Below are 19,824 nucleotides of genomic sequence, written 5' to 3' on the forward strand. Positions count from 1 at the left end.
ATAGGTTGGGCAGTTTAGAGCTTAGTTACCTGTCCAGTTTTGGGGGGCCACCTCACATATTCGGCAAAGGTTGCAGCGTTGAGGGGCACAAATGCCTGGACGCTCTCGACAAACCAGCCCGGAAATTGAGGCAAGATCTCATGGACTTGGGGAGCGCTGTCGTTATGCTGCGCTGTGCCGAAGCTTAACCATCCTTCTTCCTCCACAGGCGTGGTAGATTTGCAGTCTGCGTCGCGGAGGAAATACAAGATGGGCGATCGTCTATCGAGTCGATCCGGTACTAGCTCGTCTTGGGTACAAATCGCCATGTAGAAGCCTGCTGTGGTCGCAGGAGTGGTTGCCTCAACAGGGTGATATGCCTGAACCTGGTCGATATTCCAGTTCACGCTTCCCCAAACTTTGATGGTGTTCTCAACCGGAGGGGACTCTGAGAACTCCAGCAGGTACTGTTCCCAGGCAGATTTTAGTTCAAGACCACCGGGCATTGGCATCGTTTCTCTAGAGGGATGGAGAGACCTGAAAACAAAGTAGATGAGATATTGCATGGTTTTCTACCAGGTATTGTTCAAGTTCCACGCTGAGTGTTAAATCTGTCTGGGTCGCTTTCAGGGTGTAAGCAGATTTTAATTGAGTTAATCCGATCGCTCAAAGTTGACAGGATTAAAGTACTATATCTTTTTTATTCATTTAACTTACTTTAGTTTGTTTCAAATGCTTTCTCTATCTGTTTATAGCTCTGGTACAAAATCCATACAGAAATTAAATCTAAATTGATTTAGACTCATCATCATGAATTGTCTCAAATAGAGGAAGCATTGTAGAAACCGTCATTGCTACCCAGTACGCTTTTCCTGTCAAATTGGTAGATCTGAATTAGCATGGCTTCATGTTTTCCTTCGTCGTAAAGCGATCGCAAGTCCTCAAAATATTCCACAAAATATTCCAGATCGCCGGGAGTTGAGGTAAGTTCTCCCAATGCAATACCAGCTTCTATCACCCGGATATTGGTCAGGATTCCATTTGAGAGATAAGCAGGAAAAGTTGTGCAATTAAAAAACTGATTTATCAGCTGCTAGGACTTTGACCATTGGTGTTGAAAGTAGGAGTGAGTTTGTGTCCACTAGTAGCCGTGACTTGAGCAATGTCCTCAACCCAAGCAGCATCAGGCAAATCAGCTTGCGGCTCTGACAGGACATCCTGCACGATTGGCTTTCCGATCGCCTGAGCAATCAGATTTAATAAAGCAGAGGTGCGCCGTTGGAAAAAGGTTCGAAAATCATCTGCTCTCATGGTGGTAGGGTCGATTAAGTGAGAGCGCAAAATGCCATCCAGCCGCGATCGGGTCATGCCCTTTTGCTCAATTAAATGTAAGTATTGGCTAGGGGGACGACTACCAATTTCGTTATTAGTCCTGGCTGAGATCAAAGCCTTGTTCACAATGCTGTTTGAGAGTTTGTCGTCAATGCCGTGCGCTCGGCACCAGGCTTGTGGAAAGATATGGTGGCTGTCAATGCGCTCATGAAAATACTTGGCATCGGTGATCGTCTCCCCACTGCTAAAATCGCGGGCACCCTGTTGAAGTAGTAAGACACAGAGTCCCCGAAATGCGGCACTTTGTCGATTTCGCAGCCGCAGTAAGCGCGCTGGCACAAAGTTGGACTCCAACAGCGTCGTTGGCTCGGCTCCACCCTTGATCCAGTGTGGTACTTCGGCTAGATCTCGCATCGCCTTATAGTGCGATGCACCCCCATACATCTCGCCAAATAAGCCGCACCAAAACCAGCGAATCAGCTTAGCGCGCACCTGCTCATTGTTAGTGCAATCGCCTAGGACTGTAAAGAAGGTCGCCAGCGCCATGATCTGAGCCGCATAGGGCAGGTCCCGCGCATCGAAAATCTTCTGTCCATGCAGTAAGCGCGCTGCCTCCTCAAATCCTTTCGTAATCGGTTCAGCCCAGGTTTTGTACTCGTGCAAGCTCAAGCTCAAGACGTGAGAACGACTATAGCGGGCCGGAATAACTTTGGTGCCTGCTGGCTCCAGGCTGGCTTGCAGGCGCCGTTGTTGCATCGCGACTAGAGTCACCGCTTGCAGAAAATCGGTATTGTCTACCACCTTAAGAATAGGTTGACGCTGCAAGCGGCGTTGCCGCGTTGCCCAGTCATCTCGCAGGGAAAAGTTATCGGCAGCGTAGGCAGCGGTAATCAGGTCGAACAGCGTTAAGTCTTTGCCACTGGAGTTAACCTTCTCGAAAACTTGACACACCGCTTCTTTGGGTAACTCTTGGCGCAGCCGAATCAGTGGCACCTGGTAATGGTCGAAGCACTTGATCACCTCAGCCTCAAAGCGATCGAGCCGCTGGAGCTTCTCGCTGTTGTAGTGCCAGTAGCAGGAGTATTTCGATCGCCACTCGGAGTATTGAAAGATCTTCGAGACTGGAAATAGCCCTAGCTTATATTCCTGCTCAGGCGAGGAGCAATCAATAACTTTGCTGCCGTTTTGCCGGAGCGTTCGATCTTCCGATAAGCCCAGGATGGCTTCCTCGCGATCGGTCGGGGGGTAGTCGAGCGCCTTGTCAATGTCGATATAGTACCAACGACGCAAAGGCTTTTTACTCAAGCTATCTCGAGTGGCGACCGGCTGTTCAGCCAGAAGGGTCTGAAATAGGGTAGTCAGCCGTTGCTGTCCATCTAGAATCAGCAGAGTTGGCTGGGGGGGTGGCTCTATATGCACACCTTCAGGTAGGCGGGGCTTGAATCGTACCTTAGGATTACCCAGTTGCAGTAAGATAACCACTCCGACCGGATAAGCTAGGGAAATACTACCGAGCAAGCCGCGCACCTGAGTGTCATCCCAGACCCAGTTACGCTGGAAATCCGGTAGTTGAATTCTGCCTTGCTCAATGCCACGCAGCAGATCCAGCAGGGCTTCCTTGCTCAGGTCATACGTGGTGATTGGATTGGTCATGAAGCGCACTGATAGTAAGAGAAGACGGCATTGGGCAGAGCAATAGCAAGACGGGTCGCGCTAGGTTGAGTTCTAACATTTCCCTTTTGTCAATACAGACGTTCTGGAATACCTCAATTAAAGAACCCTCCCTACAGAAGAGCAAGCAGATGCTGGCGTCGCGCCAGAGTTTGTCCATTTTGTAACGAAAGTAACAGACAGAATCGTCATTGAATAGGGTGAGGAATCTCCTCGTTGGATTGCTAGGAGAAGCTCTATCTCTGCTGTCCTTGATAAAACCAGCGACCTACACTGGACTGCGAACACGAATAAATCTCTGTCATGACTGCGTGTCTCTCCCCTGCTTGGTGTAGACAACAATGTGGGACATTCCCCTCTGACAGCTCTGCTTCCCTTTTATTCGGCGCTTACATAAGAAACAGGATCTTGTACATAAGAAATTAGGCGATCGCCTTAATTAAATTCAGTGCTCTGCACGCTCATCTTATTCAACTTGCCGCAGTTGCTTACCCACGTAGCGGCTGATAAGCTTGCCTTCGTTTCGCCAATAGGCGTACCAGTAGGGACCATGCAATACCCCATTTACTCCGGCACACTTGCAACCAATCTTGCCACAACGGATTCGCTCCAACTGGTAGAGGCGTTCTCCGATACGCTGTGCTTCCACAACTTCCCGACCTTTTGCCCCGACTGGTTCCGGAGAGGTTGATTGTTGTTCTAGAGTTTGGACGATCGCCCCCAGTTCTGCATAGAGTTGCTTTGCCTGATCCAGGTTGAGCTGACCCAGCATAGAACGGAGTTTAGCGAAGTCAGGAGGTTTGGACATAGGGTCTTAGGTATATGGTCATTTCTCGGGTATGAGGGAAGTCAGCGAAACAAGGTCCATATCGTGAAGGGCGGAGAGCTGAGGAAACTCGTTAGATAAAATTTCTTATGTACAAAACCTAAAATCTTATGTAACGCTGAAATAGCGTGTGCTAGACCGAAGGTGTACACAAGAAAAAAGGACAGTACATAAGAAACCTGAAGCAGATCCTGTAACTTGCAGAAACGGAGTGATTTCCAATGGCTTCACGCTTATAAACACTTCAACTTTTCCTTAAACTTGAAACTGCGAGAAACCTCACGTAACATCTGGGTCAATCAGACGATCGCGAGGATTCAGCCCGAGCTGTATGGGCCAATTGCTCCAACCAGTGCATTAACTCCCAGTCACTCAGTAGGTCTAGAGCCTCTTTGCCAAAACGTTGCTGAAGGTCATGACGGGTTTGCTCATGCGACCATGCCAATTGCTGAATCTGTAATGTAGTGGCAGCGAGTAATGTTGAGCGATCGCCAGGCTGTTCTGTCAGTAGAGAAAGCTGAAGCTGATTCAGATTGAGAACATTAGGGTTGACCTGTGCCCAAGCCATCGCTTCGGCAATTAAAATCGGGTCACCCGAGTCTAAGAATTGCTGCATGCGAGCAATATGACGCTGTTGGACTGCCTCAGCCTTGACGCGCTGATGCTGAGATTGAGTCATTCGAGCCGCTTCCTGAATGGCGTCTTGCTGAGCTTTGAGATTAAACAAAGCTTGTTGAACGTACAGAGCACCATGAGATGAATCTGAGGTAGGAAGATGCCCATCAGAGTTTGCGGGAGAATTACCATCGGTAGGAGCGGTGTTGGAGGGAGCATAATCGCTCAAAGCTATGCAGGAAGGGTTATCACCATCATTGATAGGTAATAAGCTTGGAGGACTGAGGCAGTTAGACACGCCATCAGCGTGATCTAACTGCCTGTCTATTTCGAGACTTGGGGGGTCTGGGGGGTTTTCCACAGGCAAGCCATACTCATCCGTTGGGCTTTGAACTGAGTCGATGCCAAAGTAGGTGGGATGCCAAAGATCTCGATGACGGTAAAGGGATGCACCACCAAGGCTGTACTTTAGTAATGCTTGAAACCGAGCAGTTGCGCGGATGGGTAAACTATTTTTCTCCAGCATGTCTGCGATCGCTTTTCTAATACGATCTCTAGTGGCTGCAGATTGTCGTTGATTCCAAGAGGGAGATTGGTCGATTGCAGCTGCTAACTCTGGATCTTGGATTCCAGGCTTTTGTTTTTTACTTTGGTCGCCGAAGTGGAAGTAGTGGCTATTCTCAATGCAGCGTGCCCATTCCTCAGCTCGATGTTCAATCTCATGTTGATGCCGGCACCATTCTTGGTAACCGGGTAGGGATTGAGCAACTTCGATAATTTCACTGACTAACGTTTGTCCCTGTAGCGGCTCTCCACCTGAAAGAATGTGGTGAAAGATGTATGCACGTAAGGTAATACGTCCTAAAAGTCGGTTGGTCTGTCCACGACCTGTCCAACCTAGTTCGATCTCGGCGTTCAAGTCATTGACAAATTTTTCTGCTTTGCCTGAGATCCCGAAATGCTTCCGTTTAGCTTGCTTCAGAATTTGCTTAAGTGTTCTACTGTCGATGTCATTACGCTGTTGGGTATGGTTCCAGCATCTGACAAAAGTTTGAGCATCACTCCAGATAGGCTGATGTGCGCCGTCTAGAAGATATGAACCGATTTGCAACGGGAGTCGATGAGCATTAAATAGACTCAGGGTACCGTCCGTTGCATAGGGTTTAGGGTTAGGAAAAACTTCAAGTTGTCCAGGTTGAAGTTTGAATCCGGCATTTTCGAGTAGGCAGGCAAGGGCGATCGCCAACTGCCAAGAACTTTGGACTTGCTGAAATGGAAAATAGAGGTGCAGACCGCCGCTGTAGCTAGAAGTGCAGCTGACATAGCTCACGAGTCCAAGTGGTTCGAGTGCCGCAACAATCCGCGAGATAGCTAAAGGATCTCGCTTTGGATGATATGCGCTGCTAGTGTCAATGTCGAGAAGGCAATAACTTGTCTCAGCACCGAAGCGAACACCGTAGAGAAAAGCCCCTTGCAAAATGAGGCGATCGCCTAGGGGGTGACGACTTTCGGTTTTCCACTCAACCTGCGCATCTAGATTCGGATAGTCTGCCCAAATGTAGTCGAAGCGATGGGGAAAGAGCGCAAGAGATTCATTATTCCATTCTTGGATGTATTGGAAGCAATTGGTCGGTTGAGTAGTAATCATATTGGCTCCATTTCAATGGAACCGGCTCAGATATTTCCTGTCTAGACTCGTTTAACCTCAATCTCCTAATTACCTGTAAATTCATTGCAACAAACATTACTGGTTGATTAAACCAATAAAAACTTGCTAAGGCAGTTCAAGCTTCAGCAAATACTATTGCATGATGAACTACTAGGACTGCTATCATGCAGATGCACGAATCTGGTCGAAGAAATGGCTGTTTCTTCAACTAGAGCTTAGGAAACCGGGGCAAGTGAGACTTTGGCGAGGCTCCGTCCCGGTTTCTTAGCGACTGTAAGTAGATAGTATCTGGTACTTTAGGTCAAATTTATCTAAACAATGGCTTATAGAAAACCACTGCATCATGGTGTGTAAAGCTCCAAACAACGAAACTTCATAGCCTTTACTTTCTCTAGAACAGAAGAACTAGAAGCAGATGCAATCTATTAAACACCTAAATTTTCTTCATGAAACATGCTGAAATCTTCTGTGCAGGCACTTTACGCGGGAGTGACAGAACCAGGATACGCCGGAATGATAGAGTCATTCATACGCCGGAATGACAGAACATAGATGTAATATCCTCTGGAGTGATATACCAAGTTATACGTGGGAGTGATAGAACAACTGCTCTAATGTCTTTAGAAAATACGTTTTAGTAGAGAGTTTTCTAAAGCTGTACGTGGGAGTGACAGACTAGGTTATACGTGGGAGTGATAGAACTGATTCCACCTGTGCGTGGGAGTGACAGAGATATTTATACGCGGAAGTGATAGAGTCTGAGGACAAAAACATACGCGGGAATGATAGAACTCCCAATGGTCAAATCTAGAGCAATCTTGAGCATATGAGATCTAAATTCGTTACATCTAGTAAGATTCTTCAATGCTTACTTCTCTACCCCTATGACTTTGAGTAAAAAAGACCTAACGTTTCCGGTCGATGGACAGTTACTCATGGTGTTGCCTAGAGCCGCAGCGTCAGTCAACAATCCAGATGTTCGTCTACCCATTCTGCGTTCTGATGGAGATGGGTGCTACCTAGAGATGCGCGTTGAGGCAGACACGGATGATGCTGGTGAAGTTGCGCTGACGCGGCGTGTTCCCCTCGAAGATTTGACGACAGATGAGTGGGAAGAATTTAAACAGCAGTACGATAACCTCGATTTAGAAGCACTAGTTGATCAGGGAATCGGCAAGGGACTTGAAAAAATTCAGGATCGCAAAATTCAGCGTCTGTTTGTAGCACTGTTGACCTTCCTCAATCCTCGCCAGGTTGGAATTGTGTTGTATTTCTACAAACTGGCAGCCGAACAGAAGAACGGTCCAGTTGTGACATTTCGCTCGAATGACCTGTTGGAGAGTCTAGGTTACTCGCGTACTAAAGGAGGTAGCTTTCACGCTAAAGTGCGATCGCAGCTCAACCGCGACTTAGTGGCACTCCATAGAGTTGAATTGGTATTGGCTAAATCTTTGAGGGAAGGCGACAAGATTGGGGCGGAAGTCATCATTAAGAGTATTCTGCGGATAAAAAGCTACAAAATAGAAAATCTCTCAAGAGACTTCGATCTCGCAAAGGCTGCGGACTATACCTATGAGTTAGCAGATTCATACACAGTCTCTTTGGAGTTTTTTGAGGGACCTAGCCGGACAGGAGACTACGTTTTGTTTGCTGGAGATGTAGACATTACGCAAAAACTTGGCAACAACACGAAAAATGACTACAAAACTAAGCTTCTACTTTATCTGGCAAGCCGTTTAAAGTGGGACTCTCCCCAAGGTGGGCAATATTTAATGATTTCTAAACAGTATTTGTTTAAAAACCTTGACCTCTTAGGTAGCAATTCTTCACGCAATAATCAAATTTTCTGGCGCACTGTTGAAGAATTACAGCAAAAGGGATACATTCTCGGCGCTCAGGAACTACCTGGTAAAAGAAAAACGCCTACAATTCAGTTTCAAATCAATTCTGAAAGGCTGCGACCAAACACCAATCCGTAATTGAATTCTTCGCTATCAAAGTTATTACTATTGCACCTATCTAATCTCTTGTGTACGATGCGATATTTCTTGCATCAACATTCTGAACCGTTTTTGAGACAGGGGCTGAAATCTGCATCCAGTTCTACAGCAATTAGAAGGTGATTTCATTAAGGGCTATCACGCTGAGGAGGATAGAGCAGAATTTGACTCTTGGTAGGAGCAGCAGAAGCAGCTCAGATATGTCTGGCTAATACATCGGCTATTGGAGCCTTGGAGCAAGTAGCTAGTCTGATAGAAGGATTTGAAAGCCTCTACGGTTAGAAATGCTAACGACGTCTATTGGACACTCAGAAGTATCCACAGGCAGCAGAAAATGTGGAGCGGGCGATCGTGAAAGTGCAGCAGTGAAATCTTTCCGACCAGAACAGATGAAGCCACGACATAATTGATAAACCTTGGCAACGCCTTCATGAGCAGAGCTGGATACACACTAAATCGGCTTAAGAGCTAAGAAATTTTCCCTGACAGCTATTGCAAAGATAGTTAGGGTTCTTCACTGCAGGGTTAATTCCTGGCGATCGCAACTGTTTCGCAAAAAGAGCAGCTCGTTTTTTCTGTTGATGTTAAGCATCGTTACCCTCCTGAGGTATCTCTGACTCCTCTAGCTCTCGCTCTTTCTGACGCATCCACGGTTCAAGAGCTTCTTCCATGGCTGCTCCATGGTCGATCCCTAGTTGGGCACAGAGTCCCTTGAAGTGCCGCGCCATTTTTTTGGGAATGTGCCCACGCACTGCCTCGTAATTGGAGTCATCCTTCTTGCTCACAGGTTCGAAATCATTCATTTCATGTGGTGTTTCGAGTTGATCTTCTCACATTGTTCCTAATTTTCTTTTAGTTACGACTTCGTAACTTCGTAACTGAGCTATAATACTATTGGTTTCGATTCCAAAAAATTTGATAGTTAGAGGAAACAGCTTTTTGCAGTCGGTCAGCATCTTTCGCTAAGAAACTATTGTGTTTAACAGAATATTTTTGGCTTTACTCGCGTTGGCTTCAAAGAAAATTCTCAATGCTCGACTACTATCCAAGTTCAACGTTGGCGATCGAGTTCGGTGGTTCCGCGTGCCAACTAAGGATTTTGGCGTAGTGATTGGACGCTTCTACAGCTTAGAGAGCAGCGTACAGGCAGTGGGATGGCATTACAGTATTCAACTTGATCCTGATAGCCCTTCCTTTACCCATTGCAAAATAGACTACGGCTTTGAAGATGACCTTGAACGCTTTGAGTGAGGGAATTTGAATGAGGCTGACTGAGATCCAACGTCAACTGCTTCAACAGTTTTTAGATTTGCCAGTACTGTCACCTGATGATTTTCTGGCGCGGTGGACGTTGACCTATTTAGAAATAAGTCAAATCTGTTGCTGCTCGGTTTCCACTGTCGAACATTGGTTTAGTGAAGGCGCAGGACGGCGATCGCCTGCTGAGAGCTACCAGAAGCTGTTAGCGCTCACCGACTTCTTGCTCACTCATGACGACTCTCTGTATTGGCCCTAGCTACAGTTATGAGATGGGCGGGATAGATGGAAAGATTTGTAACGGATCAGCTTGTTGCTTCGACAACTGGGTTGTCATCTCAACAGGAGTTTTCCCTAAGCGCTTGCCAGAGGGAGCTAGGAGCTTTTTAATGCTTGAAGAACGACTACTTCAACATGATGAGATCGCTCTAAAGGCCCCTCATTTACTCTATGGAGACTCTGCAAAGCGTTATGTCAGACCCGCTGCTTCTTATTTCACCCATTCATTTATCTGAAATTCATCCGCAGCTGTTGCCGTCCCCTAAATTCTGCATCGGCCAACAAGTGCTGTGGGCAATCGTTCCCACTCATGGCTTTGGTACCATTGTCGGCCTGATTTTCGCCCGTTGTACTAGCATCCAAGCGACGGGCTTTCACTATGCCATTTGCTTAGATCCTGTCAGTCCATCCAGTGCGGATTGTAAAGCAGATTGGGCATTTGAGGCAGATCTCGAACTGCTGGAGACCCATGCTCATCTGCTACCGAGCGTGGATTTCACTTCTAGCAGCAGATAGAGAACTTGGTGCATGTATCCTACAGATGATCAATGGGCGTTGTTTGCACGCTATCAAGACTGTCCTCCTCCCCTGCATCCCCGTGCTTTCCTACAGCTGTGGGATCTCGATTATCCTCAACTCGCCCAGCTCGTGGGTGTTAGCCGCGACACTGTGGCTCATTGGTTTAGCACCGGGAGCGGGAGCCGTGAAGTCCCTTTAGCTCACTGTCGCAGACTGGCGACGATCGATTTCTTGTGGCGTCAGAGCGACCTTCTGCCTCAAGCACTCCTGGACGAGTGGTGCAAATTGACAGAAGATGAAGCATCGTAGCGTCGCTTCATCAATCCATAGCGCAACAATAGAGATTTGTTGTTCTCTATTGCTGGCATACGTTTCGTCCTTTCTAGTAAGGGGCAGACATAGTGCTTTTGCATTCTGTTAGCTCGCTCAATTATGGGCACCAAGACGGACAATATTGTTTAATGCACCCATCCTATATGATGTCCATTTCAGGGTTGGAAGCGATTAGCAGGCTCGATAAATTTGATAGATTTAAAAGTCTGAAATAAAGCATGAGAGCCTTTTTCTAGTATCAATCGAATTTTTTGCAGAACTTCGTTCTCAGCTAGTAGCCAGCTTTGTTCTTGCTGGGTGATTGCTGCTGCACCTGCCTCGATTCGATCGCATAAGTCCTTGGCTTAGGAATCGACCATAGCCCAATGCTGGGCTTGAATTCTTCCAATGAGCACCAAGCAGCGGCATTTTCTATCGCAGCGGGAATTATTAGTTGCACCGATTTCCAAGACTGGTGAAGAAAATCTTGAGCTGCTGGATTGGGCGCCATCCTCAAAATTACTTAATTTCATAAATTCATGTCGAGACGACAGGAATGCTTTGCATTAAGAGGAAGAAGCCTTTGTAATAGTTGTCAGCGGACTAGCACAGGTACGTGCGCTAGGGTCACGAGAAGGTGCTGTTCAAAAAATATCCTGCAATATGCTTTAAACTCGCTACCGAATAAAGGACATGGATGAAGCAAAAATCAAATGGTAAAGAAAATCATAATCCCGGCTCACAAGTAGATTTACCAGCGAATTGTTTTGATACAGCAGATAGTAGTGAGCTTGACGTTGCTGCTCTCAAAAAGCGTGAAACGCGTTCCAGCAAAACACTACCTGATTTAACTAGTTCATCCGATACGAAGCTGGAGTGCCTCAGAATTCAAATTCGGTCTGCGCTGACCCAAAACCTTACTGCCTCAGCTACTAAAGCTTTTAAGCTTCAATTACGGCTTGATAATCCAGAACTGGGTACTCAAGAAATTCACGAGCTATGGGAAGCGATCGCTCAAGAGTGCGATCGAGTGGAAGAGCAGGCATACCTGATTAATGATCGGCTACCGGCGTTAATGCAGTTCCAGCAGCAACGCTTGGTGTTGGCAGACTACTTATGGGGTGATCAAGGACAGTTAGCCAAACAATTAACAGCGATCGCAGAGGCAATGCCAACGGCTCCAGAATTTTTGCTAACGACATTAATTCCAGCCGCCGGTAGCCGCATTGGAGCAGAAACACAGATCGTAATTAAGCCAAGTGCTGGATATGTCCAGCCTCCAATTTACCGGACCTTAATTGTCGCACCAACAGGCGCTAAGAAAACGCCTGCTCAAAACGTGATCCTAGCTGCATTAGAGGCTTTGGACACAGAGGAATTTAATCGTTGGCGGGATGCCCAAGTCATTTATGAACAAAAACTCTACCAATACGAGACTTGTCTGCGGCGCAAGGAAAGTACTGGGGAGCGACCGATGCTGCCGTTACCCCGAAAACGATATATTTTGGGAGATTCTACGATCGAGGCGAGAGAGCAAATTCATCAGGAAAACCCGCGAGGCTTTTTAATCTACCGTGATGAGGGGAGTGCTCATTTTACGAGCCGCAATAAATATCGTCGTGGTGTAGGCGATGATGCTGAAACGGAACTATCAGAGTTTAGCGGTGGCGCGTTTACAAGAGATCGTAAATCTGGAAGCTTAGTTGTTCTGCGTTCTGCGATTTCACGCACTGGCTCAATTCAGTGGGAAACCTTAGCTGGCCTAATGAAAGGTCATGAGGATCATAACGGCGAATGGTCGAGGTGGCTATTCTGTGCGGCTCCGACTCCTCTGGCAAAGATTGATTTATTCAGTGCTGATGCAGATACGAGTTCTAGTGCCTACTCCACTTTAAAGCGGTTGTACCAAAAATTAGATAGCATTTCTCCTGCTCAATACTTCCTTTCGAATGAGGCAAAAATTATTTTTCAAACGGCTCAGCATCGATTAGTCGATTGGATGCAGGAGGAGAACCAGCCAGGGTTAAAGGCGGCCTATCCTAAATTTGAGAGCTACTTGGCGCGGCTAGCACTCTGGCTCCATGTGGTTAATGCAGCTTTGGGATATGGGCATCCTGCTCAAGAAATTAATCAACAGACGATGATGCGAGCGACGCAGTTGACCACCTATTTCATCAATCAACTGCGGTTAATTTACGCCTACAACTCACCTCAACAGCACTTGGCAGGTGTTCTGCTAAAAATGCAAGTGTTTGCAGAAAATAAAGGACATCCTGTAGAGCTTCGGGAATTCAAATCAGGTATTTGGAGCCTAAGAAAATATACCACGGCGCAAATTAGAGATAGCCTCTCGACACTTGTGCAGTTTGGCTGTGGCAGTTGGGTAGATGGGAAGTACCAACCCTATTTTGCTACTACACAGCCCACCTTACCGCAATTGCTTGATATATGATTGCTTTAAAGTAATCTTGATTTTCGAGATGCTGCACTATCGGGAGTAAGCAGGAAGGTTCAGCAGGTACGATTTAGTAACTTGTCTCCAGCAAACTTAATTCTCTCGTTTACTGCTATTGTGTTGTTGATGTTGTTGATGGATCATCAACGGCCGTGTTTCAGTTCTAGAAACGCTTTTAGCCTTTCTCCATTCTTACGAATAACGACAGCAAAGCTAATAGCTGGCAGCGCCTACCCTATTTATTAGTCTGCTCAGACGTCAAATCCCAAGTCACGCAGCTTGTTGAACTGTTTTTTGGTCATGATCGCAAAAGCAGCTGCTAGAAGGCGATCTTTGTAGCGATCAAGCGTCTGTTCGCTCAATCCAGGTTTTTTAATTAAAGTACGTCGCCAAGAAATGGCATCCGCAGTCTCCTCTTCTAACTCAAGTTGACTATAAAAGGTATTACCCATCTCAACGCTGTTTCCGACAATTTTATGGAATGCCTTCAACTCACTATAGCTAGCACCAGCTTTCCTCATGTGTGTGCTAGCAATATGCCTACCGTAATGGATGTTTGTGCGTCTAGGCTCAATATCAATGAAACACAGGTGTTCCTTAGATAAGGATTGTCTAGCTTCTTCCTCCGTTTTCCCCTCTGACTTTAACTTTAGTAATTCATCTTGTGCCGCAAGCTTTAAATCTCTAGAAGCAATGAATACAGAGCTTTTGACCATTGCACCCAACGCCTGGCAGGTCATTTGCTGCCCATAAGCTCCTTTATTGAGAGTAAAAAATAAGAAGTTGTGATCAACGCCTGCTTTTGGACGCCAAACTTGCAACCATTGCGTTAGTGGTTCATTGAAAACGTCGGGGTCAAGGAACCATATCTTAGGCTCTCCAGTCTTGGTCTGCTCTGCTGAAAACTCACAGTAGTATCCTTCACGTTTGGTTTCTGGGTCTGTCCCCCACTTTAGGGTTTTATTCGACTCCAAGATAGTCATTTCGTACACACGAATTGGGTAATGCTGCTGAAATAGAACCGAGATGTATCTTTGCCAGCTTCTTAAAATCGCTGTTAGGGATTTTTCCACGCCTCGATGATCGTACTCAGCAGTACAAGCCTCAAGGTGGTTGACGAGGGCATCCTGTTGTTCTAAAGTTAACCATTTTTCAGGCTTATCTTTGCGCACGTTAGGCTTGTACGAGTCTGTATGGTTCTTCCGATCAGTACTTAAATTGTTGATAATTGAGGAAATATAACTCTGATCGTAATCTCTGGTTTTTCCAAGAAATTTAGCAACAAAAATTCCGCTTGAATAATGAACTATAGCCCACCCATCACCATTACTGTACTCGTTAATTCCCCAACTGATAAATCTATTGAATAAAGTAGTGTCCAGCATTATTTCTAGAGAGCACCTGTCAATTTGTGCAACTAGCCTCTCTAGATGTCTTTTGCGGTTTCTAAGATTCTTGCTAGACTTTGATTTGAGGTGAGACAGTTCAGTTGAGATCTCTACCTTTCTTCTCTCTAGTGGAGACAGGCTTTCTTTAGGCTTCGCATGAAGTTCGGATAGCTGCCTTTCCAATTCTTGCTTTTGGTTTTGCAACCCTTGGTCTTTTGAATTTGATGCAAGATTATTTGTCACCTTCTGAAGTTTGGTAGTAAGCTTCTCTTGCTCCAGTCGACTTTTTACCCCAGTTGCCCATCCATAGAACTGTCTGATTCTCTTTCTATGATTAGCAAAGGTTGTATCCCGGATAACTACTTGATCTCCTCGCTTAAGTCCTTCTGGGGGAGCTTTCAGAACAGCATAAGCTTCCAGAAACTTCAGATCTTGATGAAGTAGTGAGTATTCCTTCTGTAAGATTGCTTCTGGTAATGCGTACTGTCTGGCGTGCAGGTTTTTCCCTCTACCTCTCCGAGTCGCCCCTAACGACTTGCCTCTTCTAGTTCTTGGTGCCCTCTTACTCGAATCAGAATTCAATTTCTGGAACGACGAATGCCATTTCTGCTCTGAGATCCAACTTAAGAAACTCTTTAAGTTAGAGCGATCGTTGTATAGGGTAGCTTTTTTCTTCTTTCTTTCCTCCTCATCAGTAATTGAATTAACAGTTTCCGCAAAGGCTATCTCAAATTGAGCAAGAGCCTTTTCGACAAATCTTTTCAAAGGAAGCTTGCTAAGGCTTTTTGCCACCTCCTCCTCTGTATAGCCAATTGAAAGACCGAACGCAGAGGCAAGGTATACGCGAAAGGTTGTGAGAAGTTTCCGAATTTTTGTTGAAGAGAAGGATAGCTCTAAGGATTGGGTGTAGTTAAGCAAGGCTTCGTAAGTATTAATACTCATTGAAATAATGAAAGAGTACTATGAGATTATAGTATAAATTTTATGACTTTTAGTGTAGATAACAACTTTAAACACAAAAATTTAAAAACAGCTACCAAGCTCTTTTGCAGTAAGGGTTTTGAGCACTCCATACTAGGTTCTATGTAGAGTATGAGAAGTTTTTGAATCTCATACTGCGTGTGGTTTTCGGGAGTAGCTTTTACTTAAGCTCACCTCCCACAAGTATTGTAGCCTTATTTTCAGGACGCGCAATATTCAAAAATCTCATATTGTTACGTTTTTTGTAATGAGTAGTAAGCCGATGAGTGACACTGCTGCAAATAAGTGGCTCAATTCCCCTAGAACTTTATAGGCTGAGTTTCAAGCGCAGCAGGCTATGGGTCGATTTTTCATAGAGCTTAAACAGGCATTCAAATTCCCCAAGGGGTCGAGTCGTTGGTCATTGGTATTGCAACGGAGAGGAGTTGCGCCATGCTAGTGGTGTTACCTATGAAAAGTAAATGAGTTAAGTCCTGTTCAGCCTCAGCGACTGTCCACGGCATCCAGTAAGGGAATCTTGGACTCTACTACAGATCCTCGATCGCTCTCCCAGCAACAACCGACAAAAGATTGAAATCACTATTGATTTTGAACTCTACTGTAGATCCTCGATCACTTTCCTAGATCTGCGCTCGATCGCTTTTCTATATCCGCGACTCACTATGACTGACCTGAGCTAAGGAGACAATTCTATATACCGAGCGACTCAGGAGTGCCTCTACCCTAGACTGCAGTTGAACCGACTCACTCTTCCTATGAGTCACAATCGATAGACTGCGATCGCTGTCTAGCCTCGCAACTAGCTCTAACCCATCTTTGCTTAAAGATAAATCATTTATGAAGGTAGACTATTACCTGAATCGTGATGAACTACTGCGCATCTGTCAGCATAAGCTTTTGAACAATGACTGCTACTATCTGTTCTTTGCTTTACAGATTAATTCTCCTGACAAGCTCAATCCTTGAGCTAACGCAAGTCATTTTGTGAATGGTGAGGGTTGAGCATGAATGATTTCCATAACATGCTGGGTAACTTACAGAACAAAGACGTTGTAGTGTTGATTGTCAACTTAATTGAGCTTACAAATCTAATCCCATCAGCTCACAAATTCTTGAGAAAAGAGGCAAAGCCAAGGCATCAAGAAATAGACTTAGCCTATGTCAGCATGAATACGGGAGAGTAACATAACAATGAACACTAGCTTGAACAACTGTAAGGATATAAATTGCTATAACGTTAGATTTCTCAGGAGTGAATTTGGAACATTTCTATAGCATGTTTCAGCCAATCTAGATAAGTCTGTTCTCGTTGTATGACCAACTCCAGTACCAGTCGGTGCATTTTCTGGTCACGCGATGCTGCTGGATCATTCAAAGATGGAACATCAACTGCTTTACACTCCGCTAGCTTTCTGCGCCGTGATTCAAGCTCTTGCTCCAGTAAATGGACGATCGCCTCATTGGGCAGCTGCGCGGCAAAATAAAGTTGCGCTAGCAGCGGCTCTCGCAAAATCGGCAAGGGCTGATGCGTTTGGAGCCACTGAATTAATTCTGCTTCACCTGTTTCTGTAATCTGAAAAACCTTGCGATTAGGGCGATCGTGCTGGATCTCAACAGTGCAGAGCACCCAACCTTGCGCCTCCAGTTTATCCAACGTGCGATAAATCTGCGCCTGATCGGCTTGCCACAGATGGGCAATGCACTGATTAAAGCATTCGGTTTTGAGATCGTAGCCCGTCCGCTCCTGCTGCTGGAGAAGACCTAGAATGACGTGAGCGAGAGACATAGACGGTTTACCGAATAAAAGGAGGGATAAGCCCTACCTCTGAGATTCATATCCTTCTATGCTACTATAGGATTAATCATATATGGGACAAAGCGACACAAAAAGATTTGTCCAACTTCAAGGAGAAGCATGACTGTGCAAACTCAAACGCTCCGAACCATTGCCGGGATCATTAATAGTGTTGAGACGATCGAGGGAGCAGGATTTCTGGTGCGTCGTCCCTTCCCCAAAAGCAGCTTTTCAGAGTTTGATCCCTTCCTGCTTCTAGACGAACTCGGTCCTGTCAATTTGAAACCAGATCAAGCCAAAGGTGCGCCAGATCATCCGCATCGGGGCTTTGAAACGGTCAGCTACATCTTGGATGGACGGTTAGAACACAAGGACTCGGAAGGTCATGCTGGATTACTTAATCCCGGTGACGTGCAGTGGATGACCGCAGGGGCGGGAGTCATCCATTCCGAAATGCCGGAGGCAGAATTTATCCGCACGGGTGGAAAACTCCACGGCATTCAGCTCTGGGTTAATCTGCCCCAACAGGACAAAATGATGGCACCCCGCTACCAGGAAATTCCGTCAGCTCAAATTCCGGTAGCTCAAACCGAGAATGGTGCTGTAACCGTGCGGGTGATTGCAGGAGCAGCGCTGGGAGCAACGGCGGTGATTGAAACGCGCACGCCGATCGTCTATCTGCACTTCACGCTCCAGCCCGGTGCCACGATCGTTCAACCTGTGCCCAAAGAATACAATGCCTTCGCCTATGTGCTGGATGGCTCTGGTTTGTTTGGTGCCGAGCAAGAGCCAGGTGAGGATGGGCAGATGGTGATCTTTGCGCAGGATGGTAATGAAGTGACGATCGCCAATTCTGCTGAGGCTCAACACCCTCTCGACCTCTTATTAATCGCAGGTGTACCGCTCAATGAACCTGTAGTACGCTATGGCCCTTTTGTGATGAACACTGAAGCCGAAATTATTCAAGCGATCGACGACTACCGAAATGGAAGGATGGGACATATCCATGCTTAGTACACTGCAACACCGGATTAATCAACATCAGCTCTTGAGCCAACTCCGCCTGAAGCTGCTGCGTCTGCATAAGCTATTGCTGGACACAGAGCGAGTGACCTACGAGCAGGTGCGGGGGCAGGTTTCTAGGGGCGAATTGCTGCAACTCGTGATTAGTCACGATCAGTTTGCTTGGTTATACCCACTCTCGGCACTGATTTTGCGCATTGATGAACTGCTCCATGCAGATGAACCTGTGACTTCAGAAGCGATCGCCACTCTCATCATAGATGTCCACACGCTGCTTACCCCAGATGCGCTAGGAGAAGGGTTTGCGATAAAGTACGATGCAACGTTTCAACGCAATCCCGATGTGGTGTTAGCCCATGCAGATGTGGTGACGTTGCTAGCCGCTAAAGTTCAGCGATAAAGAAGCTGTTCATCCAGGTCAATTCAATCAGGACGGACAGCTTCTGCCAAATTATGACCAACTACTATGGATAGAGAGGCAACAACAATGACGATGAAAACGATTAGTCAAGCGATCGCGGATACGGTATCAACTTGGGAAGGAGTGACAATCTCGCCGCATCGGTTTGGTGGGATTGAGTTTCGGGTTGATAAACGTGAGGTAGGTCATTTACATGGTAACTATCAAGCTGATATTCCCTTCTCTTCTCGATTACGTAGAGAGCTAGTGGCTGCTGGAAAGGCTTCCCTGCATCATCTTTATCCTAATAGTGGCTGGGTGAGTTTTTATATCCACAGTGCAGACGATGTACCTGCTTTGATTGAATTACTTAGGCTCAACTACGATCGTCTCACAGCTCATCGAACCCCAGTAATGGCAGCTTGAGAGGGGCGATCGGTGCCAGTTAGGGAAAGCTGAAATTTCTTATGTACGTTTAGAGTTTCTTATGTACGTATTGATTTCTTAGGTGTAAGCTTCAATAAATTGCTTGTACATAAGAAATTGATTCTGTACATAAGAAATCGGAACAGTGAAGTGTCTTCAGTCTCCTTAACTCTTGTCAGTGAGTGAGGCAGCACTTGCAAGAAGCTAGGCGCAGTTAAAAATTTCTTATGTACGTTTAGTTTTTCTTATGTACAGCTTGACTGCATAAAAAGCTCATGTACATAAGAAATTTTATTTTGTACATAAGAAACTTCAAAAGAAAAGATCAGCCAGGGACTGCCTCTCACTCGACACTGATTGGGTATGGCAATGATTGAAGCAATAAAGGGCCATTTGATGGATTTTCACTGAACTCGATCGCTGAACTCCGCATTCTTTTGTTTCACCGATTAAAAACTCTGTTCAAAAAAGCGATCGTTGAAAGCCTTATGTGGTGAAGAATTCAAATCAAAGGGCCTACTTTTGATTGAATCGTTGTCAGACTCCGAAATGGGCTGGCGACAGGAGCTAAAGCAACTATTCACTGGCATCCTCAACTCAGCAGGGTTTCTGAGAGCCTTGTATCGCATTATCACAATCTGGGGTTTTTGTTAATAAACATTGCAGACACTTGATCTCGTTGCTAAGGTGTGGATGTTAACAATAAATTGATTCTCGCTTCCAGCAGAGGGACACCTGTGCTTGACCTCAACCTTGGCGATCGCCCAATTCACTGAATTCCAAGGATTTGAGTTACAGCGACGCTTTCACCTTCTTACTTACTTATCACTCTCGTCAGACTCAGGCTCCACTAACGATCGATCTTGGGTTTATTTGCACTTTTTCAGTTCAGCCATA

At 45.9% G+C, this 19,824-nt stretch carries 18 protein-coding genes; 9 read left to right on the forward strand and 9 right to left on the reverse strand.

Going from position 1 to position 19,824, the window contains the following annotated elements; genetic code table 11:
• Nucleotides 1–14: 14 nt before the first annotated feature.
• The 5 genes from AC5JMP_RS03650 to AC5JMP_RS03670 form a co-directional block, all read right to left on the reverse strand.
• Nucleotides 15–545, reverse strand: coding sequence for a hypothetical protein (locus tag AC5JMP_RS03650; protein ID WP_495850070.1), 531 nt, complete (start codon nucleotides 543–545; stop codon nucleotides 15–17).
• A 254-nt stretch (nucleotides 546–799) separates the two neighbouring features.
• Nucleotides 800–997, reverse strand: coding sequence for a hypothetical protein (locus AC5JMP_RS03655; protein ID WP_495850071.1), 198 nt, complete (start codon nucleotides 995–997; stop codon nucleotides 800–802).
• 68 nt (nucleotides 998–1,065) lie between these two features.
• A complete protein-coding gene (locus tag AC5JMP_RS03660; protein ID WP_495850072.1) occupies nucleotides 1,066–2,964 on the reverse strand; it encodes a GmrSD restriction endonuclease domain-containing protein in 1,899 nt (632 codons plus the stop codon).
• Nucleotides 2,965–3,448: 484 nt separating this feature from the next.
• Nucleotides 3,449–3,790, reverse strand: coding sequence for a DUF6788 family protein (locus AC5JMP_RS03665; RefSeq protein ID WP_495850073.1), 342 nt, complete (start codon nucleotides 3,788–3,790; stop codon nucleotides 3,449–3,451).
• Nucleotides 3,791–4,103: 313 nt separating this feature from the next.
• Complete coding sequence (locus AC5JMP_RS03670; protein ID WP_495850074.1) at nucleotides 4,104–6,071, reverse strand: hypothetical protein; 1,968 nt, start codon at nucleotides 6,069–6,071, stop codon at nucleotides 4,104–4,106.
• A 905-nt stretch (nucleotides 6,072–6,976) separates the two neighbouring features.
• Here AC5JMP_RS03670 and AC5JMP_RS03675 point away from each other — a divergent pair.
• Nucleotides 6,977–8,071, forward strand: coding sequence for a hypothetical protein (locus AC5JMP_RS03675; protein ID WP_495850075.1), 1,095 nt, complete (start codon nucleotides 6,977–6,979; stop codon nucleotides 8,069–8,071).
• 605 nt (nucleotides 8,072–8,676) lie between these two features.
• Here the strand turns inward: AC5JMP_RS03675 and AC5JMP_RS03680 are convergent.
• The gene (locus AC5JMP_RS03680; RefSeq protein ID WP_495850076.1) at nucleotides 8,677–8,895 is read right to left on the reverse strand and encodes a hypothetical protein; all 219 of its coding nucleotides are present in this window, start codon (nucleotides 8,893–8,895) and stop codon (nucleotides 8,677–8,679) included.
• Between the two features lie 280 nt (nucleotides 8,896–9,175).
• Here AC5JMP_RS03680 and AC5JMP_RS03685 point away from each other — a divergent pair, with 280 nt between their 5' ends.
• From AC5JMP_RS03685 to AC5JMP_RS03700, 4 genes are all read left to right on the forward strand, one after another.
• Nucleotides 9,176–9,343: a hypothetical protein gene (locus tag AC5JMP_RS03685; protein ID WP_495850077.1), complete on the forward strand. Its 168-nt coding sequence runs from the start codon at nucleotides 9,176–9,178 to the stop codon at nucleotides 9,341–9,343.
• Nucleotides 9,344–9,353: 10 nt separating this feature from the next.
• On the forward strand, nucleotides 9,354–9,608 hold the full coding sequence (locus tag AC5JMP_RS03690) for a helix-turn-helix domain-containing protein (protein WP_495850078.1): 255 nt from the start codon (nucleotides 9,354–9,356) through the stop codon (nucleotides 9,606–9,608).
• A gap of 191 nt (nucleotides 9,609–9,799) precedes the next feature.
• The gene (locus tag AC5JMP_RS03695) at nucleotides 9,800–10,144 is read left to right on the forward strand and encodes a hypothetical protein (RefSeq protein WP_495850079.1); all 345 of its coding nucleotides are present in this window, start codon (nucleotides 9,800–9,802) and stop codon (nucleotides 10,142–10,144) included.
• A gap of 12 nt (nucleotides 10,145–10,156) precedes the next feature.
• Complete coding sequence (locus AC5JMP_RS03700; RefSeq protein ID WP_495850080.1) at nucleotides 10,157–10,456, forward strand: hypothetical protein; 300 nt, start codon at nucleotides 10,157–10,159, stop codon at nucleotides 10,454–10,456.
• A gap of 295 nt (nucleotides 10,457–10,751) precedes the next feature.
• On the opposite strand, the gene AC5JMP_RS03705 is transcribed toward AC5JMP_RS03700, so the two are convergent.
• Nucleotides 10,752–10,970 carry a hypothetical protein gene (locus tag AC5JMP_RS03705; RefSeq protein ID WP_495850081.1) on the reverse strand — a complete coding sequence of 73 codons (219 nt, stop codon included), beginning with the start codon at nucleotides 10,968–10,970 and terminating at the stop codon, nucleotides 10,752–10,754.
• Nucleotides 10,971–11,156: 186 nt separating this feature from the next.
• Here AC5JMP_RS03705 and AC5JMP_RS03710 point away from each other — a divergent pair, with 186 nt between their 5' ends.
• Entirely contained in the window at nucleotides 11,157–12,911 is a 1,755-nt protein-coding gene (locus AC5JMP_RS03710; RefSeq protein ID WP_495850082.1) for a DUF3987 domain-containing protein, read from the forward strand.
• 254 nt (nucleotides 12,912–13,165) lie between these two features.
• Here the strand turns inward: AC5JMP_RS03710 and AC5JMP_RS03715 are convergent, their stop codons facing one another.
• Nucleotides 13,166–15,244, reverse strand: a complete 2,079-nt coding sequence (locus AC5JMP_RS03715) for a hypothetical protein (RefSeq protein ID WP_495850083.1) — start codon at nucleotides 15,242–15,244, stop codon at nucleotides 13,166–13,168.
• Between the two features lie 1,285 nt (nucleotides 15,245–16,529).
• A complete protein-coding gene (locus AC5JMP_RS03720) occupies nucleotides 16,530–17,069 on the reverse strand; it encodes a PadR family transcriptional regulator (RefSeq protein WP_495850084.1) in 540 nt (179 codons plus the stop codon).
• 129 nt (nucleotides 17,070–17,198) lie between these two features.
• Between AC5JMP_RS03720 and AC5JMP_RS03725 the strand changes: the two genes are divergently transcribed.
• The 3 genes from AC5JMP_RS03725 (at nucleotide 17,199) to AC5JMP_RS03735 (ending at nucleotide 18,927) form a co-directional block, all read left to right on the forward strand.
• Entirely contained in the window at nucleotides 17,199–18,092 is an 894-nt protein-coding gene (locus AC5JMP_RS03725) for a pirin family protein (protein WP_495850085.1), read from the forward strand.
• Nucleotides 18,085–18,501, forward strand: coding sequence for a hypothetical protein (locus AC5JMP_RS03730; protein ID WP_495850086.1), 417 nt, complete (start codon nucleotides 18,085–18,087; stop codon nucleotides 18,499–18,501). The genes AC5JMP_RS03725 and AC5JMP_RS03730 overlap by 8 nt, the downstream gene beginning before the upstream one ends.
• 87 nt (nucleotides 18,502–18,588) lie before the next feature.
• A complete protein-coding gene (locus AC5JMP_RS03735) occupies nucleotides 18,589–18,927 on the forward strand; it encodes a luciferase domain-containing protein (RefSeq protein WP_495850087.1) in 339 nt (112 codons plus the stop codon).
• Nucleotides 18,928–19,824 lie beyond the last annotated feature (897 nt).

Source organism: Drouetiella sp., assembly GCF_059504425.1.

Bases quoted from the DNA above. Each gene is read 5' to 3' on its own strand.
- AC5JMP_RS03680 (WP_495850076.1), bottom strand. From the start codon at position 8,895: ATGAATGATTTCGAACCTGTGAGCAAGAAGGATGACTCCAATTACGAG.
- AC5JMP_RS03675 (WP_495850075.1), top strand. From the start codon at position 6,977: ATGACTTTGAGTAAAAAAGACCTAACGTTTCCGGTCGATGGACAGTTA.
- AC5JMP_RS03700 (WP_495850080.1), top strand. From the start codon at position 10,157: ATGTATCCTACAGATGATCAATGGGCGTTGTTTGCACGCTATCAAGAC.
- AC5JMP_RS03725 (WP_495850085.1), top strand. From the start codon at position 17,199: ATGACTGTGCAAACTCAAACGCTCCGAACCATTGCCGGGATCATTAAT.
- AC5JMP_RS03665 (WP_495850073.1), bottom strand. From the start codon at position 3,790: ATGTCCAAACCTCCTGACTTCGCTAAACTCCGTTCTATGCTGGGTCAG.
- AC5JMP_RS03690 (WP_495850078.1), top strand. From the start codon at position 9,354: ATGAGGCTGACTGAGATCCAACGTCAACTGCTTCAACAGTTTTTAGAT.
- AC5JMP_RS03715 (WP_495850083.1), bottom strand. From the start codon at position 15,244: ATGAGTATTAATACTTACGAAGCCTTGCTTAACTACACCCAATCCTTA.
- AC5JMP_RS03730 (WP_495850086.1), top strand. From the start codon at position 18,085: ATGCTTAGTACACTGCAACACCGGATTAATCAACATCAGCTCTTGAGC.
- AC5JMP_RS03720 (WP_495850084.1), bottom strand. From the start codon at position 17,069: ATGTCTCTCGCTCACGTCATTCTAGGTCTTCTCCAGCAGCAGGAGCGG.
- AC5JMP_RS03660 (WP_495850072.1), bottom strand. From the start codon at position 2,964: ATGACCAATCCAATCACCACGTATGACCTGAGCAAGGAAGCCCTGCTG.
- AC5JMP_RS03710 (WP_495850082.1), top strand. From the start codon at position 11,157: ATGAAGCAAAAATCAAATGGTAAAGAAAATCATAATCCCGGCTCACAA.
- AC5JMP_RS03695 (WP_495850079.1), top strand. From the start codon at position 9,800: ATGGAGACTCTGCAAAGCGTTATGTCAGACCCGCTGCTTCTTATTTCA.
- AC5JMP_RS03650 (WP_495850070.1), bottom strand. From the start codon at position 545: ATGCAATATCTCATCTACTTTGTTTTCAGGTCTCTCCATCCCTCTAGA.
- AC5JMP_RS03670 (WP_495850074.1), bottom strand. From the start codon at position 6,071: ATGATTACTACTCAACCGACCAATTGCTTCCAATACATCCAAGAATGG.
- AC5JMP_RS03735 (WP_495850087.1), top strand. From the start codon at position 18,589: ATGACGATGAAAACGATTAGTCAAGCGATCGCGGATACGGTATCAACT.
- AC5JMP_RS03705 (WP_495850081.1), bottom strand. From the start codon at position 10,970: ATGGCGCCCAATCCAGCAGCTCAAGATTTTCTTCACCAGTCTTGGAAA.